At 40.7% G+C, this 17,686-nt stretch carries 15 protein-coding genes; 7 read left to right on the forward strand and 8 right to left on the reverse strand.

From position 1 onward, the window contains the following. Nucleotides 1-48 precede the first annotated feature (48 nt). The 4 genes from ACZ5OK_RS10650 to ACZ5OK_RS10665 all read right to left on the reverse strand — a co-directional run bounded on the left by ACZ5OK_RS10650 (nt 49) and on the right by ACZ5OK_RS10665 (nt 3,893). Nucleotides 49-225, reverse strand: coding sequence for a hypothetical protein (locus tag ACZ5OK_RS10650; RefSeq protein ID WP_343836752.1), 177 nt, complete (start codon nt 223-225; stop codon nt 49-51). A gap of 30 nt (nt 226-255) precedes the next feature. Next, the gene (locus tag ACZ5OK_RS10655) at nt 256-1,041 is read right to left on the reverse strand and encodes an SDR family NAD(P)-dependent oxidoreductase (RefSeq protein WP_343836754.1); all 786 of its coding nucleotides are present in this window, start codon (nt 1,039-1,041) and stop codon (nt 256-258) included. 179 nt (nt 1,042-1,220) lie between these two features. Beyond that, nucleotides 1,221-2,180, reverse strand: a complete 960-nt coding sequence (locus ACZ5OK_RS10660) for an MBL fold metallo-hydrolase (protein ID WP_343836757.1) — start codon at nt 2,178-2,180, stop codon at nt 1,221-1,223. A gap of 51 nt (nt 2,181-2,231) precedes the next feature. Then, a complete protein-coding gene (locus ACZ5OK_RS10665) occupies nt 2,232-3,893 on the reverse strand; it encodes a M20/M25/M40 family metallo-hydrolase (RefSeq protein ID WP_343836760.1) in 1,662 nt (553 codons plus the stop codon). A gap of 110 nt (nt 3,894-4,003) precedes the next feature. Between ACZ5OK_RS10665 and ACZ5OK_RS10670 the strand changes: the two genes are divergently transcribed. The 5 genes from ACZ5OK_RS10670 (at nt 4,004) to ACZ5OK_RS10690 (ending at nt 9,797) form a co-directional block, all read left to right on the forward strand. After that, nucleotides 4,004-4,780, forward strand: a complete 777-nt coding sequence (locus ACZ5OK_RS10670; RefSeq protein ID WP_343836763.1) for a glycerophosphodiester phosphodiesterase — start codon at nt 4,004-4,006, stop codon at nt 4,778-4,780. A 136-nt stretch (nt 4,781-4,916) separates the two neighbouring features. Beyond that, complete coding sequence (gene namA, locus ACZ5OK_RS10675; protein ID WP_343836765.1) at nt 4,917-5,936, forward strand: NADPH dehydrogenase NamA; 1,020 nt, start codon at nt 4,917-4,919, stop codon at nt 5,934-5,936. Between the two features lie 95 nt (nt 5,937-6,031). Then, nucleotides 6,032-6,949: a ribonuclease Z gene (gene rnz, locus ACZ5OK_RS10680; RefSeq protein WP_343836767.1), complete on the forward strand. Its 918-nt coding sequence runs from the start codon at nt 6,032-6,034 to the stop codon at nt 6,947-6,949. A gap of 10 nt (nt 6,950-6,959) precedes the next feature. Next, nucleotides 6,960-8,333: an aldehyde dehydrogenase gene (locus tag ACZ5OK_RS10685; RefSeq protein ID WP_343836769.1), complete on the forward strand. Its 1,374-nt coding sequence runs from the start codon at nt 6,960-6,962 to the stop codon at nt 8,331-8,333. A gap of 171 nt (nt 8,334-8,504) precedes the next feature. After that, nucleotides 8,505-9,797: an NCS2 family permease gene (locus ACZ5OK_RS10690; RefSeq protein ID WP_343836771.1), complete on the forward strand. Its 1,293-nt coding sequence runs from the start codon at nt 8,505-8,507 to the stop codon at nt 9,795-9,797. Between the two features lie 33 nt (nt 9,798-9,830). On the opposite strand, the gene ACZ5OK_RS10695 is transcribed toward ACZ5OK_RS10690, so the two are convergent. Further along, on the reverse strand, nt 9,831-10,424 hold the full coding sequence (locus tag ACZ5OK_RS10695; RefSeq protein WP_343836774.1) for a class I SAM-dependent methyltransferase: 594 nt from the start codon (nt 10,422-10,424) through the stop codon (nt 9,831-9,833). Nucleotides 10,425-10,591: 167 nt separating this feature from the next. Here ACZ5OK_RS10695 and ACZ5OK_RS10700 point away from each other — a divergent pair, with 167 nt between their 5' ends. Further along, nucleotides 10,592-11,311, forward strand: coding sequence for a phosphoadenylyl-sulfate reductase (locus ACZ5OK_RS10700; protein WP_343836776.1), 720 nt, complete (start codon nt 10,592-10,594; stop codon nt 11,309-11,311). A gap of 119 nt (nt 11,312-11,430) precedes the next feature. Here ACZ5OK_RS10700 and ACZ5OK_RS10705 read toward each other — a convergent pair whose 3' ends face one another. Both ACZ5OK_RS10705 and ACZ5OK_RS10710 read right to left on the reverse strand, forming a co-directional pair. Then, nucleotides 11,431-13,611, reverse strand: coding sequence for a DNA topoisomerase III (locus ACZ5OK_RS10705; protein ID WP_343836779.1), 2,181 nt, complete (start codon nt 13,609-13,611; stop codon nt 11,431-11,433). 212 nt (nt 13,612-13,823) lie between these two features. After that, nucleotides 13,824-15,497: a peptide ABC transporter substrate-binding protein gene (locus ACZ5OK_RS10710; RefSeq protein WP_343836781.1), complete on the reverse strand. Its 1,674-nt coding sequence runs from the start codon at nt 15,495-15,497 to the stop codon at nt 13,824-13,826. Between the two features lie 329 nt (nt 15,498-15,826). Between ACZ5OK_RS10710 and ACZ5OK_RS10715 the strand changes: the two genes are divergently transcribed. Beyond that, complete coding sequence (locus tag ACZ5OK_RS10715) at nt 15,827-16,291, forward strand: coiled-coil domain-containing 22 family protein (protein ID WP_343836783.1); 465 nt, start codon at nt 15,827-15,829, stop codon at nt 16,289-16,291. Nucleotides 16,292-16,338: 47 nt separating this feature from the next. Here the strand turns inward: ACZ5OK_RS10715 and ACZ5OK_RS10720 are convergent, their stop codons facing one another. After that, complete coding sequence (locus ACZ5OK_RS10720) at nt 16,339-17,589, reverse strand: DNA polymerase IV (protein WP_343836786.1); 1,251 nt, start codon at nt 17,587-17,589, stop codon at nt 16,339-16,341. Between the last annotated feature and the right edge of the window lie 97 nt (nt 17,590-17,686).

Consider the following 17,686-nt stretch of genomic DNA (forward strand, 5'->3'; position numbering starts at 1 on the left):
GTCCTACTATAAAAGCTGTCTTAATTCTTCTGTCATCTGTTCTGTACCTCAGCCTTGGAAAAAATGCAGAAAGATGATTAATACGGTCATGATGAACATTCCGCCAAATAGAAAGTAACCTATGAAATTAATAGGTTTTGGCAGGCGCCCTCCCCTGCCAACTGGAGCCCCTTCTACACGCTGCATATGATCGATGGCATCATTAAAGGGCTTATGATGAGACATTTTATCCTCCTCCCTTTTCTTGTAGTTTTTTTATTTTTTCCGGAACTGTCCCTTTAACATTTTTTCTACTAAGTGGGGAAACAGTTTATGAATCCGGCTTCCAAGCTCCATCCACAAGGGCAGATTGATTTCCCTTACAGGCCTGTATATTTTATGAACAATTTTCTGAGCTACTTTATCTGCATCCAGCATATACCGGGCAACGGACTTTGCATAGCCTCCACCGGGGTCAGCTGTTTCAAAAAAGTTTGTTTTTACCGGTCCTAAATTGACAGCTGTCACCGAGACTCCCTGCTTTTCCACTTCCATCCGAAGACCATGAGTAAAGCCTACGACCGCATGCTTGGTTGCTGCATAACCCGCTGCTTTGGGCGTGGCCATCTTACCAGCCTGAGACGCAATGTTCATAATGTGACCTTCGCCAAACTCAGCCATGTGGGAAGCAAAAAATTGGGAGGCCTGGATAAGGGCATACACATTGACTCGGTACATATTTTCAAACTCGGTCAATTTCATATCGGAAACAGGCTGGAATAAACCAAAGCCAGCATTATTAATGAGGACATGGATTTGTCCAAAGTCCTCAACAATCTGGTTCATCGTTCCCTGCCATTCCTCCCCGTTCCCTACGTCGCAAACGTAATAATCCGCATCAAGTGAATTATTCTGCCTGATCTCCTCTGTTATTTTCTGTAATTTATCACGGGAACGAGCTACAAGAATAGGAAAGCCGCCATTCTCCGCTACATGCCACGCTATCCTGCTTCCAATTCCGCTCGATGCTCCTGTGATGACGATTCGTTTTCCATTGATCATGCAATCAACCCTTACTTTCTCATTGTCAATCTGCGGCTCCCGGGCCTAAACAGTCGCCTACGCTTTTCTTTGTCCAGCTACGGCTCCTAGGTCAAGGCGGATATAAGCCAAAGCCATTCCGTGGCCAAACCCGCGCCACTCCATGTCTTCGTCTTATCCCGCATGACCTAAACAGTCGCCTACGCTTTTCTATAAGTCATTTGATTTTCGTGTTGTTCTATTTTTACTTTGTTAATCGATTCTAAGTAATCCAATTGAGCCATTGTTTCTGATAATGTTAATTCGAACTGGGTCTCAAACTTCTTTGGAAATAGTCTCTGACATACTTCAAATGGTGTCAATGGACCATCCTCTAGCAGGAAATAAACTTTTTCGGCTCTTTTTTCCTGCCTTTTTAAGCGTTCTCTTATTATGGTATCTACCTGTTGAAACATAGGACCATGTCCAGGGTAAACCTGATTCACTTCATAAGTAAGCATTTTTTCCATCGATTCCCGGTATTGCAGCATAGGCTTTGGACGGGGCTGATGCTTTTCTATCGGCGGTTCCAGTAATGGATTGGAAGAAATATGATATAACGTGTGATCCCCGGTCATCAGATCATGAGTAGCCGGATTATAAAAGGATAAATGACTTTGTGCATGACCTGGAGTCTCCAGAACAGTCCAGTCCTCATGACCAGGCAATGGATCCTGATCCTTCAGAAAACCGGTTAGTTGTCCTTCACCGGCTAAATGCTGATTGCTTTTTATGGCTTTAAGTACAGCCTGGAAACGATCCGGCACTCCCCAGGTCTTATAGGAGTCCTCAAAAAACTGGAAATATCGCTCAAAATAATCCTGATCTTTTGTAAGCCATTTTTGCACAAGGGAGTGTGCATAAACATTCTGAACATGATCAAAACGACTGACCAGCCCAGTATGGTCCGGATGATGGTGGGTTAAAATAATTTGTTCAATATCCCTGAGCGAATACCCGGTCTGTTTGATTTGATCCTGAAAAGCTTCCCAGGCTTCATCAGTATTTACTCCTGCATCAATTAAGGACAACGTCTCTCCTTTTAATAAATACATATGCACATCGCCAACTGGAAACGGTGTTGGGACGGTTATTTGATACACTTTTTCTGTTTTAATCATGTCCTGACCTCCAAGCAAAAACTATACTGAATGAGTATTCATTTATTTATTTTACTCCTCTTTTACCGATTTGTCATTTTTCATATTGCCTGTTTGGTAAAAAATGCGTTCAATCCCATGAGTTAATACGTCTGGCAATACGTCAAATGAGTAAGTGAGTTCCAATCTTTCTGTCCATTGATGGGGATCCTTCCCGAAAGGCCCTATATTTAAAACAGGCATGGTTATTTCATGTAATGCGTCGTGGTCAAACGTATACCCCTTTTCATCAATAGGCATATTCATTTTTAATTGTCTGGTTTTTTGTTCGGACGTCATTGGCCCGATAAAGCTTAAATCCGAAAGACCCGGGAAAAATTCAATAGATTCAACAGCCATTTGGTGTCTTTCATGGAAAAGTTGCTGAACGAAATCAAGTACATCCTCAATAAGCGGATGACCCTTTGAAGAAACAGACGGATAAAATGGCGGACTGTAGAACAAAACCATCATCGGAGCCAGGTCTTTACATAAGTAGGCCAAATCCTGCACAAGGAGAGTGGAAAAATCCCGATCACCTTCCTCCCGATTATTCATGAGCAAGTTTTGACGTCTTAATACTTCCTGCTCCCCATGTCTGTCAACTGCTTCTTTATATAAGCCTTCATAAAGCATAACACGTACGTACAGATCAGAATGAAAATGGTTCCTGGACCTGTTGGAAAAAGCCGAAGCCTTACGCTCATAATGCTTTTCGATCTGCTCCTTCGCCCGATTAGCTGCTTGAAGAAGTTTATTGGTCATATCCTGAATGCTTTGCTTCATAAATAAAACGTTATACATCGAAATGGCAGATAACGGTGTCTGTACCGAATATTTTTCCTTTAAGTCCCGGTTCATCAGACTAACAGGCGGTGGTGTGGTTTCATCGCCTGCTGTTTCAATAAAGTCCTCCTGAAGCTCAAGTTCCTGATTTAAATAACTAATCATGAGGTTTGCATTAATGCCATTAAAAGGTTCACCTGCATGCGTTTCCTTCCCATAGCAATAAAATCCAGGCAGCACTTTTCCAATGGAACCCTTATAAATGTAATACCCCTCATCGCCTGGATGCCTGCGAAATACAGGCTCACAATTCAAACCAGCTTTAAAGCGAAGACCTTCTGCTTCCTTCCATTTTTTTAAAACAGGAAGAGCGGCAAGCATTCCTGATGAATTAGCCTCTTCGTCCGGAACGGCCAGTAAAAGGAGGTTACCGGTGAACTGTCCGTTCATTGCTTTTTCCAACATGGACAGTTGTAGAGTTAAGCCGGCTTTCATATCCATTGTTCCCCGTCCGAACAGCCAGTTTCCTGTTTGTATATCCTGTTGAGCATCCTTAGGTAACTGATTCAGGTTTTTATAAAGTTCCGCCGTTAACTCTTTCGGCCGAAAAGCAAGATTTACGTAAGGCCCATAGTCCTCCACATCAACCACATCAATGTGACTGATGAATACCAGGGTATCCCGGGTACCTGAATCTTTTTTTACCAAGGCGGATAATAGCTGTCTGCCATCATCCAGGGGATCCAAAGATAAATGCTCAGGATGATCCTGAAAGTACGTTCGTTCGGATAATAAATGATGAATATACTGCACAACCGCAATTTCAGCATCAGAACCGGTAATACTTGGATAATCAACAAGTGTACACAACAGATCCGTTAATTGCTCTTTGGTCTGCCATTTCTTCATGTCAGGCTCTCCCTTCAAAAATGATATTGACTTTTCCTTTGAAATCTCCCACAATCAAAAAAGAGTTTCCTACGCCCCACTGTTGAAACATTTTGGAAAGGGTGAAAAAAATGAAAACCAGGATATTCGCACATCGAGGCGCATCCCAATATGCTCCAGAGAACACAATGCCAGCTTTTGAACTTGCATATGAAATGAATGCAGATGGTATTGAAACCGATGTACAATTGACGAAAGATCATATCCCTGTTCTTATCCATGATGAAAATGTAAGGAGAACAACAAATGGAATTGGATTTGTACAGGATTACACATTACAGGAAATCATTCAGCTGGATGCAGGTTCCTGGTTTTCTTCATCCTTCACGAATACATCTATTGTAACATTAGAAAAATTCTTACAATGGATTTCTCCAAAATCTTTGAAACTGAATTTGGAGTTAAAAAACAATGTGATTGATTATAAAAATCTGGAGAGTATTGTATATAACATGGTTAAGGATTATGGTCTGCTGGAGAGAACCGTTTTTTCCAGCTTCAATCCGAAAAGTATGGAACGGATGTACAAACTTGACCCAGCTGCCAACACCGCATTTCTCACGACAAGTAAAATACGGCGATTAACTCAATTTACCCGGTCCATCGGCTGTAATGGATTACATATCAAATATCGAATCCTTTCCTCACAATTAGTAGAAGAGTGCCGGAAAACCGGACTGGACTTGCGTGTGTTTACGGTTAACCGACCAGCACAAATGGACCGGTGTTATAAATTCAAATGTGCAGGCCTGTTCACGGATGTTCCAGATTTCGCCTTAAAGCAACGGTCCAGCCTTCCGAACGAACGGACATCCAAACGAATCCATCCTTTTCAAAGAAGAAGGTAAGCAGGTCCTTTTCATATTCGTTATTTTTTCAGTAAAATAAAACCATCCTGCACACTACCTTTCAATCCAAGTGGCAAAAACAGAATATACAGAACCAAAACATAAAGATTTACCATTACATATAGGGGGTTATCATATGTCTGCCAAGTTATTCACACCATTCACCATCGGGGATGTAACACTAAAGAACCGCATTGTTATGTCACCAATGTGTATGTACTCTGTTGTATCTCAGGATGGGAAAGTTCAGCCCTTCCATATCACGCACTATGAAAGCCGTGCAGTTGGGCAGGCCGGCTTGATCATGGTCGAGTCTACAGCGGTTAAACCTGAAGGCCGCATATCCCTGAATGACTTAGGCATTTGGGAGGATGAACACATTGATGGTCTGCTGCAGATTACGGAAGCGGTTCATCGACATGGAGCAAAAGCTGCGATTCAACTGGGGCATGCCGGACGTAAAGCAGGTCTGCCATCAGAAATTTATTCATCCTCCCCTATGGCATTCAGCGATGACTATCAAACACCTGTGGAAATGGACCAGGCCGCTATTGATGACGCTGTAAAAGCCTTCAGGAATGGAGCTATGCGGGCTAAGAAAGCCGGTTTTGATATAATCGAAATTCATGGCGCCCATGGGTATTTAATTAATCAGTTTTTGTCACCATTAACTAATAAGCGCACGGATAAATACGGGGGATCAACGGAGAATCGCTACCGTTTCCTGCGTGAGATTATTGATGCCGTAAAAGAGGTTTGGAAGGCTCCATTATTTGTGAGAATTTCAGCTAATGAATATGATGAGAATGGTAATCAAAAGGAAGATTTTATATACTTTGCAAAGGAAATGAAGCAGCAGGGCATCGATTTGATTGACTGCAGCTCCGGCGGGGTGATTCCTGTAAAGGTCCCTTCCTACCCGGGTTATCAGGTTACATATGCAGAAGAGATCCGCAGAGGAGCGGACATTCCGACAGGTGCAGTTGGCCTCATTTCCCGTGGAGTACAGGCAGAAGAAATCTTGCAAAACGAACGTGCTGATCTCGTTTTCCTTGCCCGGGCCTTTTTACGCAATCCCTATTGGCCAAAACAAGCAGCTGATGAGCTGGGAGAAACGATCGAAGCACCTGCACAATATAAGCGTGGCTGGCGTTGATTATTTTAAATTCCTGATAAGTTCAACTAACCATCAGAGGGGGATGGAGCCCCCCCACTGATGGAAGTTTCACTTTATGGAGGAGGTTTTTTTATATGGAATTATTTTTTCTTGGAACAGGTGCCGGCGTACCCTCCAAACAACGAAATGTGTCATCAATTGCTTTGAAGCTCCTCCAGGAAAGGGGTTCTGTCTGGCTGTTTGATTGCGGAGAATCAACCCAGCATCAAATTTTGCATACCCATATAAAACCAGGTAAAATCGAAAAAATTTTTATAACCCACTTACACGGCGATCATATTTTTGGCTTACCAGGCCTGTTGGGGAGCCGTTCCTTTCAAGGTGGTGAATCAACGGTTGAACTATACGGACCACCGGGAATTAAGGAATTTGTTCAAACCTCTCTGGCCATTAGTCAAACCCACTTAAAATATAACATTCATTTTCATGAGATAAATGAAGAAGGCATCCTTTTTGAAGATGAGCAATTCAGGGTGAAAGTCCGCAGGCTCGATCATGGAGTATCATCCTATGGTTACCGTATTGAAGAAAAGGATAAGATTGGTGAGCTTCAGCCGGATAAATTAAAAAGTGCAGGCATTGAACCGGGACCTCTGTATAAGCAGATTAAAGAAAACCCTAAAGTTACTCTTCCTGATGGACGGATGATTCATCGGGAGGAATTTACAGGGCCACCAAAAAAAGGAAAAACCGTTTGTATATTCGGGGATACCCGCTATTCAAAAGCTTATGCTGAATTTGTCGAACATGCTGATGTCCTTATACATGAAGCTACGTTTGGAGCAGAAGATGAGCAGCTCGCCTATGAATATTATCATTCTTCAACGAAACAGGCAGCCACGCTCGCAGCAGAAGCTAAAGTCGGCAGGTTGCTCCTGACCCATATTTCATCACGGTATCTTGAGGAAGATATCCCTCAGCTATTGGAAGGAGCTGCAAATGTTTTTCCGAACACGACAATAGTAAATGACTTTGACCAGGTGAACGTTTAGGAGGGGTACTATGAACATCAGCGAAATCGTCCAAAAGCAAAGGGAAATGTACGAAGGCAGCAAAACCTTCACCTATACCTTTCGTAAACATCAGCTTGAAAAAATGAAGCGTATGCTGGAACGGTATGAAAAGGATATTTACCATGCTTTAAAACAGGATTTAAATAAATCAGAGTATGAAGTATTTGTTACAGAAATGGGCTTTCTGTTTACAGAGCTCACCGAAACGATGAAATTTTTTGGTGAATGGATGCGTCCGAAAAAGGTGAAAACTCCTCTCACTCATAAGGGCTCCAAAAGCTTTATTTATAAAGAACCTTATGGGGTTTCCCTGATTATTGGTCCCTGGAACTATCCCGTTCATTTAACACTGGCACCTTTAATTGGGGCTATTGCTGCCGGGAATTGCGCTGTCATTAAACCATCTGAATTTACTCCTAACGTTTCCAGCTTAATACGTCATATGATTAAAGAGACATTTGATGCAAATTTTGTAACGGTCATCGAAGGAGATAAAGAGGTAAGTGAAGAGCTTCTTAATGAACGTTTCGATTATATCTTTTTTACCGGCAGTGAACCCGTTGGTAAAATTGTGATGGAGAAAGCAAGTAAGCATTTAACACCGGTAACGTTGGAGTTAGGTGGAAAGAGCCCTTGTATCGTTGACCGCGATGCAAAGCTTGACCTTGCAGCAAAACGAATTGCCTGGGGAAAATTTACGAATGCAGGCCAGACATGTGTCGCACCAGATTACTTATATGTACATGAAGACGTTAAGGATGCGTTTCTCGAACGATTTAAAAATGAAGTAAAGAAATTGTATGGGGAAAATCCTATTGAAAATCAAGATTACACCCGAATCGTAAACGATAGACATTTTAACCGCCTAAAGGGGTTTCTGAATGAACAGAATGTCGTGTTTGGTGGAGATACAGATGAAAGCAAGCTCATGATCAGTCCTACATTACTGGAAGATCAAACATGGGATGACCCGGTTATGCAGGAGGAGATTTTCGGACCTATCCTCCCTATTTTTACGTTTAATCAGTTGCGTGAAGTGAAGGAAGAGGTCAAGAATGCATCAAGACCCCTTGCTTTGTACTACTTCTCAGAGAATACCACCAATCAAGAGTGGATGATTAAAAACATTACGTACGGCGGCGGTTGTATCAATGACACTCTGATGCATCTAGCCAACCCTTATCTTCCGTTTGGCGGTGTAGGCACGAGCGGGATGGGGAGCTATCATGGCAAAGCATCCTTTGATACATTTTCTCATCATAAAAGCGTCCTGAAGCAGACAACAGCCTTTGATCTGGCCTTCCGTTATCCGGGATCAAAGCTCGGCTTACGAATACTGCGTAATTTGATGAAGAAAAAATAAAATTCATTGAAATTTTATATACGTATATGATAATCCGGGAAGCTACTACCAATGGTACTGGCTTTCCGGATTTTTTGGTAATCCAAAAGAATTGACCCTTGAAATTTTAATAGAAAACGAATATTATAGGAATCGTTGGTTAAATTATACGGAAAAGAGATTGGTGATATTATGAATCTACAATTTAATCTTGAAAAAAATGGAACAAATACACGAACCGAAATAACAGCAGGGTTCACAACCTTCCTGACGATGGTCTATATTATCTTTGTCAACCCTAGTATACTTCAGGCTGCCGGAATTCCGTTTGATCAAGTCTTTATGGCTACGATTATCTCAGCAGGAATCGGTACACTTATTATGGCTTTATTCGCCAATTTCCCAATCGCAATAGCGCCCGGTATGGGGTTAAACGCGTACTTTGCAACGGTTGCCGGGGTACAGGGGCTCACCTATCAAACGATATTGGGCACTGTCTTTCTGGCAGGTATTTTGTTTATTCTATTAAGCTTAACTAAAGTAAGAGAAATGCTCATTGAAGCAATTCCTGCCTCTCTTAAGTTCGGAATTACAGCTGGAATCGGCTTATTTATTGCGTTTCTCGGTTTACGAATGTCAGGAATCGTAGTGGCAAACCCCGCAAATCTTGTAGCATTAGGTGATTTAACAAGTCCTGTCACTCTCCTTAGTATTGCAGGGTTGTTTGTAACATTAATTTTGATTGCACTGGATATCAAAGGAGCTTTATTTTTCGGAATGATTTTCACAGGAGTTATCGGCTATTTTACCGGTCATCTGGAATTTCAAAATGGATTCTTTTCCTTGCCCCCTGCCCCGGTATTTTTTGATTTAAATATTGCCGGTGTCTTTACTCAAGGGCTTTATGCAACGGTTTTTGTATTTCTTCTTATCACCTTGTTTGATACGACTGGCACTCTTATTGGGGTAACAGAACAAGCGGGGCTTATGAAGGACGGAAAGCTCCCTAAGGCTAAATCTGCCTTTATGGCGGATGCGATTGCGACAACCGTAGGCTCCACATTTGGTACGAGTCCTTCCACGGCTTATGTTGAATCGGCTTCAGGAGTTGGTGCTGGTGGACGAACAGGATTAACATCACTGGTTGTCGCTCTATTATTTTTCGCGGCTATGTTTTTCTCTCCTGTTGTCGAGGCCGTTTCCAGTCTATCAGCTATTACTGCACCTGTACTGATTATTGTAGGCTTTTATATGATGCAGGGGTTATCACAAGTAGAATGGAAGAACTTTATAGAAGCATTTCCTACGTTCGCCATCATTTTAACCATGCCTCTAACATCCAGCATAGCAACGGGAATTGCAGTCGGGTTTATTACCTACCCCCTTTTAAAGCTTGTTAAGGGTCAGGGAAAGAATGTTCACTGGATACTTTATCTGTTTGCCATTCTCTTCCTAATCCAATTAATCTTTTTCCCTATGCACTAAGAAAAGCACCTGGTCTAACCCAGGTGCTTTTGTTTATTTATCGTTTAAGCAGGTTATGGTTAAAAACAACCCTTTATAATATTCCTGAACGTTTTTGATTGTTACGTCATACGTTTTAATCATGCCTAACGTATCACGGTCCAGATGACAACCGTCACATACCTTTTTCCAAATGGGGGTAAGGACCTCCTGAGCTTTTGCCAGGCCAGGCTGGTCTAATTTTACATGCTCCAAGAACAGAAGCGCGGCTCCAGGTTTACTTACCCTCAGGATTTCCTTCATTGCCTGGTGAGGATCAGGTATCGTACAAAATACAAGGGTTGCCACAACTGTATCAAAGCTGTTATCCGAAAAAGGAAGCTGTTCTGCACTGGATGTAAAGGTTGTTATTGCTGCGTTCGATTTCATCAGATTTTTTTGTGACCGTTCAATCATGCGGGGGTTCGGTTCAATGGCATCAACACGGTCAGCATTTTTATAATAAGGGAAATTTACGCCGGTCCCAAAACCAATTTCCAACACTCTACCTGTTGCTTGGGAAAGTAAATTTCTTCTTATCCTCTTAAATCTTCTTTTTTCCAGGGGTTTCATGGCAAAATCATAAAACGTTGGAAACCATTTTCCCATCACGAATCACTCCAGACATTAATCTTCTAATAACTGATTATACCATGAATGATATATTTAATTATTGATTATGACCTGTAATCTGATTACTTCATTTGACAGAATATTAGAGGAAAAGATATTCTTTATAGAAGGATACTACCGTTATTTTCATGAGAGGTGTAAATGTGCTACAGTCTAAATATTTATCTTATGATTCACTTACAGATTCAGACTATCAGCAGCTCCATAATTCCTTAAACGGGAAAACAGCGACTGAGGTTATTCGTTGGGGTTATGATATGTTTGGTGATGACTTAATTTATTCCTGCAGTTTTGGTGCGGAATCTATGGTTCTTATAGATATGATTTATCAGATAAAGCCTGATGCTAAGCTTGTATTTTTAGATACAGACTTTCATTTTAAGGAAACCTATCAATTAATAGATGAAGTAAAAAAGAAATATCCAAAGCTGACGATTGAATTCGTAAAACCTCGATTAACACCTGAAGAGCAAGCTGAGAAGCATGGGGACAGACTCTGGGAAAAGAACCCGGATTTATGCTGTCAAATTCGGAAAATTGATCCTCTAAAGGATGTGTTATCCAATACCAGGGCATGGATCTCTGGATTACGAAGGGATCAGTCTCCTTTACGTGCAAATACTAATTTTGTGAATAAAGACGATAAATTTCAATCCATTAAATTGTGTCCCCTTATCCATTGGACCTGGGATGAAATCTGGGATTATATTAAATCCAACGGCGTCCCCTACAATGAACTGCATGATCAGAATTATCCAAGCATTGGCTGTACATATTGCACCTCCCCAACTAAAAATGGCGCAGACTCCAGGGAAGGCAGATGGGCCGGCCTGAACAAAACCGAATGCGGCCTGCATTTTTAACAGAAAAGCGGAGGCGACTGTTCAGGTCATGCGCGGGATAAGACGAAGACTGGCCGAATAGATTTAAAACATAAAACACCTCTAAATTGCTTCTTTGCAATTTAGAGGTGTTTTATCATCTACTCTTTTTTCAGTTTTGCTAAAGCTTCCGCTAATGCCGGATTGGTAAATTCGTCATTTTGCTGTTTTTTCATATATTTCTGTACATCTTTTTTCGATGCTTTATTTTGCTTTTCTTTTCTCTTTCTCTCGTTAAACGTTGAAAGCTTTTCACGATGACCGCATTTACATACAAAGATCTGTCCTTCTCCTTCACCACGAAGTTCCAGTTTTTTATGACAGTTCGGGCATCTTGCATTGGTCTGTTTCGCAATATTTTTTTTATGACCGCATGAACGATCCTGGCAGACGAGCATTCTACCCTTTTTCGTATTGACTTCAAGCATTTGCTTACCACAATCAGGACACTTGGTTCCTGTTATATTGTGGTGCTTATACTTGGCATCACTGTTTTTTATTTCCTTTACAACCGATGCCGCATAGTCCTTCATATCTTTAATAAATTCCTGCTTATTAAGTTTTCCTTTTTCAATTGCAGACAGCTTCTGTTCCCACTCAGCGGTTAATGCCGGAGAGCGTAAATCAGAAGGAACCAGATCTAATAGCTGCTTTCCTTTAGCTGTTAAAGTAATGTATTTTCCTTTTTTCTCGATATAGTAGTTGTTAAATAGCTTTTCAATAATGTCCGCGCGGGTGGCTACTGTTCCCAGTCCGCCGGTTTGATTCATGGTCTTTGCTAATTTCTCGTCCTTCTGCTCCATAAATTTCACGGGATTTTCCATAGCCTGAAGCAGACTTCCTTCTGTAAAGTGCTCAGGAGGCTTTGTTTCACCAGTCGTCTGATGAATCGTAATGTTTTTGATGTGATCGCCTTGTTTAAGCTCAGGGATGTGTTGTTCGAACTGTTCATCACGATCATCCTGCTGATTTTGATAAATGTTCTTCCAACCTGATTTTTTTATCGACTTTCCTTTGGCCACAAATGTTTCATTTCCGATTTTCGCCGTTATCGTCCGCTGTTCATATTCAAATGGATCGGACAGAACAGCTAAGAATCTTTTGACAACCAGGTCATAGATTTTCCGTTCGTTAGAATTTAAATCACTCAGATGCACTCGCTGCTCGGTAGGAATAATCGCATGGTGATCGGACACCTTTCGATCATCCACAAAGTGCTTATTTGGTTTAATATTCTTTTGTAAAAGCTGATTGACAATCGTTTTATATTCATCCACACTGCATGCCTTAATTCGATCTTTTAAGGTAGGAACGATATCTGTGGATAGGTGCCTGGAATCGGTTCTTGGATAAGTTAACACTTTATGCTGCTCATAAAGCTTTTGCATGGCAGATAAGGTTTCCTTACCAGAAAATCCAAATATACGGTTCGCATCCCTTTGAAGCTCTGTTAAATCATACAGCTGTGGAGCAAAGCTTTTCTTCTGTTTTGTTTCGACGTTTGTGATGTCGGCAGGCTGATGGTCTACTTTCTCCATCAATTTATCGGCTGTCTCTCTTGAAAAAATGCGAGAGTTATTAGATTTATGATCCTGCCATGTAAATGTTATTCCTTTAGGTGAAGAAGCCTGTATTCCATAGAAAGTACGGGGCTTAAACTGCTTAATTTCCTCTTCCCTTTTGGCAATCATCGCTAAAGTCGGCGTCTGAACACGTCCACTGGATAGCTGGGCGTTAAATTTTGTTGTTAACGCACGTGTCGCATTTAATCCTACATACCAATCTGCTTCTGCCCTGGCCTGAGCGGATGCATATAAATTTTCATATTGTCTGCCGTTTTTTAAATTTTTGAATCCATCACGAATGGCTTTATCAGTAACTGATGAGATCCATAACCGTTTGATTGGCTTTTTTACCCGTGCCTTCTCAATAATCCAGCGGGCCACCAGTTCTCCTTCCCTGCCAGCATCCGTTGCAATGACAATATCATTTACATCCTTACGATTTAATTGCTGTTTCACTGTACTGAATTGTTTTCCTGTCTTTTTCATAACCACAAGCTTCAGACGATTTGGAAGCATAGGAAGATCCTCCATTTTCCACTCCTTATACTTGTCATCGTACACAGCAGGATCTGCCAGTGTAACCAAGTGCCCCAGTGCCCAGGTTACTATATATTTAGTACCTTCAAAGAAGCCGTTTCCTTTTTTCTTACAATTTAAAACTCTTGCAATATCCCGTCCTACTGAAGGTTTTTCCGCTAAAACTACTGTTTTGCTCATATTAACATTCCTCTCATTCATACCATTCAATCTCAACATTATTGCCTATTCTTTATAGTTTATCAGTCAACAAACAAGCTGTCTATTTGGGATACTCCATACTTGTTCTTTCATTCACAAATCTGCTACTTTAAACCTTCCTGGACAGCAAAAAGACCGTATCCCATCATAATGAGATACAGCCTTTTATCAGTTGAAATCATATATTTAGATTACTCTGCTGAACCAACGTTTGCATACTTATACTCATACGTAGCACCAAATGGATTTACGTATACTCCTTCTACTCTTGGAGAAACCAGCTGTGCTCTTGATGCCTGATAAATAGGTGCAATCGCAGCATCTTCAAATAGAACCTTTTCTGCTTCCAGGAAGTTTTCGTAACGGGCAACATTATCCTGAGCATATTTGGTGCCTGTTTCTTTTACCAACTGGTCATATTCAGGGTTGGAGTAACCCATGTTGTTATTTCCACTCTCTGTTGTCCATAGATTCATATACGTATAAGGATCAAGGAAATCCGGTCCCCATCTGGATACCTGAACTTCATAATTCATATTCGTATCAAGATCAAGACGCTGTTCTTTCGGTACACGTTTTAAATCAATGGTAAGTCCAGGCAGATTTTCTTCCAGCTGGTTCGCAATGTACTCTACCATTAATTTTGTTGTCTCATCATCATCAGTCAGGAGTTCCAGCTCAATTTCTTCTTTACCTAGTTCATCCAATCCTTGATTCCATAATTCTTTCGCTTTTTCCACATCGTAGGTAACAAGGTCTCCATTTGCTGCACGGAAATCTTCTCCTGTTTCAGGAAGTGGCGTGAAATCAGCAGGAACAAGGCCATTGGCAACGATAGACCCATTATTTAAAATTTCATCAACCAAAGCCTGTTTATTAAATGCTCTGCTCATCGCAGCACGAATATTGCGATTGGCCAGCACATCGTTCGCTTTTTGATTGAACTTAATAAAATAAACAAAGGTATCAGGCGTCACCTTATAATCGTCATGAGATTGATATTGATCCACCAGAGATGAAGTTAAGTCGATTCGGTCAACATTTCCCTGTTCATATAAATTTACACCTGTTTGTGGATCCTTTACGACTTCAAAGGTTAACTTATCCATTTTAACGGCTTCTTTATCCCAATAGTTTTCATTTTTTACAAGATCCCATGATGTACTTGTGCTTTCCCAGTTTGCCATCTTGTATGGCCCATTGGACAGTAATGAATCTGCGCTTAATGCAAAATCTTCTCCCTGTTCTTCAACAAAGGATTGATTTAAAGGGAAAAACGTACCGAATGTTGTTAAAGATTCAAAGTATGGAGTTGGATTTTCTAATTCAACAACGAGCGTATAATCATCTTTTGCAGAAACACCAAGATCTTCTACAGGGAGGTCTCCACTGCTTACAGCGGTTGCATTTTTAATAACCCCATTCATCATATACGGGCCATACTCAGAACCTGTATCCGGATTAACAGCTCTTCTCCATGAAAAAACAAAATCATGTGCGGTTACAGAATCTCCATTTGACCATTTCGCATCCTCACGTAATGTGAATGTCCAGGTCTTCCCATCTTTACTTACTTTGTGTTCCTTGGCAATTCCCGGTTCGGTTTCTCCATCTTCACCTAAGCGATACAAACCTTCCATTGTAGCCGATAAGTTATTAAATGAGGCCTCATCTGTAGTAATCGATGGATCCATGGAAGCGATCGCTACATTTGTTGTGAAATTAAGTACTTGTCCCTCATCACTATCAGAAGAACTTTCAGAATCTGTAGTTCCAGCCTCCTCTGTGTTTTCGTCAGAACAAGCTGCGACTACACTCAAAAATAGACCAAGCAAAAGCAACAGCAGCCAATTTTTTCTCTTCATGTCTTTTTACCCCCTGTTTGTCAAAACTGATCAATAGTCAGTAAATTTTAATAATTATCACTAATAAAAATTTACTGAATGAAGGTATTATACTTGAACATTACGAAAATTGTAAAGATTATTTAATAAATTAATCCTTTTGAACTATTGAGAAAATAGACGTTAATACCTACCTTCCTTTACTTCAATAAGGATTGAGAAAATATTGGGTAAAAAAGACCTTCATATTCCTATTCAACAGGGTGACTTCTTACATAAGAATTGTCATTTTTTGTTTAAAAATAGGTATCGGGGAAAAACTGGATATAAAGGTAATAGGAGGTGGATTTATGAATAAAGTATTGTACATCACAGGAACACTTCTGCTTCTTGCTGCTATCCTTGTCGGCTTTTCCACAAGTGGGAACGAGCAGCCAAGTCAGACGGGTGATCACCAGATGGAAACAGAAGACACAGAAGCTGTTGGGGTAGCGAATGAAGAGGAAAGAAACTTAGTCACTCATTTAGATACGGTGCTCACTTCTGTAGATGAGTTAGAGAAAGTCATTGAGGAAACACCAGATGAGGTAAGGACAATCAATGAAAAAGGAGAAGTTCTCGAAAAAAATTGGGATGAGATTGAAAAACAGGTGGAAGAGCTGGATCCTGATGCTTATGCAAACATCGAGAGAAGCCTATATCCATTAATGGCTGAGGCCCAAAAAGAAAATCCTGATATTGAGAAGATGAAATCCTTAAGTGAAGAAGTTACCGAGAAGTTAGAAGACTTTAAACAACAAGTATCGAATCAATAACGAAACAGAACCCCAATTGGTATATGGTTTATAACCAGCATGGGGTTCTACTTATGCTTAAAATCATCTAAAAAATCCTTCTGAAAGCTAGTAGAAATAGACTGCCTGTTATCATTAGCCATGGTTTTCTTAAACACATCTTTTCCATATTTCTCTGATAAATCGTCCACAACCTGATACAGCTTTTCATTTTTTGCCTCGTTTTCATAGGTAAATAAATCGAGCTGCTTTGTGATTTCATCCTTCTCGGTCAGCTGCTGGGCAGTAACTCCTAACAAACGAATAGGTGAACCATTCCAGTTGGCATAAAAAAGCTCGGAGGAAATACTAAAGATTTCATCCTTTAATTCAACATAATCATGGAGCTGTTGACTGCGGGTGATGGTCTTCCTGTCATGGTAACGTATCATCACCTGTATATTTTCTGAAACCACAGATTTCCGCTGCATACGTTCAGAGACTTTTTCAGACAAGGAATATAAAAGACGATCAATTTCCCGTTCATCAGTCGTATCATGGGGAAGCGTCTGTGAATTTCCTATACTTTTAAAAATACTGACTGCATCAGGATCAACTGGAGTTGGGTCATAGCCATTGGCCCGATTTTTCAATCTTTCTCCATTGACCCCTAATAATGTTTTCAGCTGATAGACATCATAGGCAGCCAAGTCACCAATCGTATTAATCTTTAAATTTTGCAGCTTTACAGCGGTTTTCTTTCCTACCCCATACATCTCTTCAATCGGTAAAGGCCATAATTTTTCTTCCAGTTCCCGTTTTCTGAGAACGGTTATTCCCATTGGCTTTTTCATATCGGAGGCCATTTTAGCGAGAAACTTATTGGGAGCAATTCCAATACTGCAGGGCAAATCCAGCTCATCTTTGATTTTCATTTGTATCCGTTCGGCAATTTCCAAAGGTGTTCCCAAATCAGCACATTCCGTAATATCCATGTAACCCTCATCAATGGATACAGGCTGGATATAAGGTGTGATGTCAGCCAAAATAGCAAACATATTGCGTGATGCTTCACGGTAGCGGTCAAAGTTCGGTGTTTTTACAATTAATTCCGGGCATAATTCCTTTGCCTGCCATAAAGGCATTGTTGTTTTGACTCCTTTTGCTCTTGCCTCATAACTGCTGGTTACAATAATCCCTTTTCGATGCTCGGGGTTACCGGCTATCGCTAAAGGCTTTCCCTTAAGATCAGGATTGTAAGCCGCTTCAACTGAGGCATAAAAGCTGTTCATATCCACATGAAAAATAATTCGACCCTTCGTAGGGAAGCGATTTGACATCCTAACACCTGCTTACAAAACATTTGTTCTTTGTTCATTATAACATATTTTTTTTCAGGTTTAATTTGGTCAAACCACAAAAAACAAGTACATGACC

Source organism: Salinibacillus aidingensis, assembly GCF_055393355.1.

What these genes read in the sequence shown, in the direction of transcription:
- ACZ5OK_RS10650 (WP_343836752.1), bottom strand. Translation starts at nt 225, where the DNA reads ATGTCTCATCATAAGCCCTTTAATGATGCCATCGATCATATGCAGCGT.
- ACZ5OK_RS10655 (WP_343836754.1), bottom strand. Translation starts at nt 1,041, where the DNA reads ATGATCAATGGAAAACGAATCGTCATCACAGGAGCATCGAGCGGAATT.
- ACZ5OK_RS10660 (WP_343836757.1), bottom strand. Translation starts at nt 2,180, where the DNA reads ATGATTAAAACAGAAAAAGTGTATCAAATAACCGTCCCAACACCGTTT.
- ACZ5OK_RS10665 (WP_343836760.1), bottom strand. Translation starts at nt 3,893, where the DNA reads ATGAAGAAATGGCAGACCAAAGAGCAATTAACGGATCTGTTGTGTACA.
- ACZ5OK_RS10670 (WP_343836763.1), top strand. Translation starts at nt 4,004, where the DNA reads ATGAAAACCAGGATATTCGCACATCGAGGCGCATCCCAATATGCTCCA.
- namA (WP_343836765.1), top strand. Translation starts at nt 4,917, where the DNA reads ATGTCTGCCAAGTTATTCACACCATTCACCATCGGGGATGTAACACTA.
- rnz (WP_343836767.1), top strand. Translation starts at nt 6,032, where the DNA reads ATGGAATTATTTTTTCTTGGAACAGGTGCCGGCGTACCCTCCAAACAA.
- ACZ5OK_RS10685 (WP_343836769.1), top strand. Translation starts at nt 6,960, where the DNA reads ATGAACATCAGCGAAATCGTCCAAAAGCAAAGGGAAATGTACGAAGGC.
- ACZ5OK_RS10690 (WP_343836771.1), top strand. Translation starts at nt 8,505, where the DNA reads ATGAATCTACAATTTAATCTTGAAAAAAATGGAACAAATACACGAACC.
- ACZ5OK_RS10695 (WP_343836774.1), bottom strand. Translation starts at nt 10,424, where the DNA reads ATGGGAAAATGGTTTCCAACGTTTTATGATTTTGCCATGAAACCCCTG.
- ACZ5OK_RS10705 (WP_343836779.1), bottom strand. Translation starts at nt 13,611, where the DNA reads ATGAGCAAAACAGTAGTTTTAGCGGAAAAACCTTCAGTAGGACGGGAT.
- ACZ5OK_RS10710 (WP_343836781.1), bottom strand. Translation starts at nt 15,497, where the DNA reads ATGAAGAGAAAAAATTGGCTGCTGTTGCTTTTGCTTGGTCTATTTTTG.
- ACZ5OK_RS10715 (WP_343836783.1), top strand. Translation starts at nt 15,827, where the DNA reads ATGAATAAAGTATTGTACATCACAGGAACACTTCTGCTTCTTGCTGCT.
- ACZ5OK_RS10720 (WP_343836786.1), bottom strand. Translation starts at nt 17,589, where the DNA reads ATGTCAAATCGCTTCCCTACGAAGGGTCGAATTATTTTTCATGTGGAT.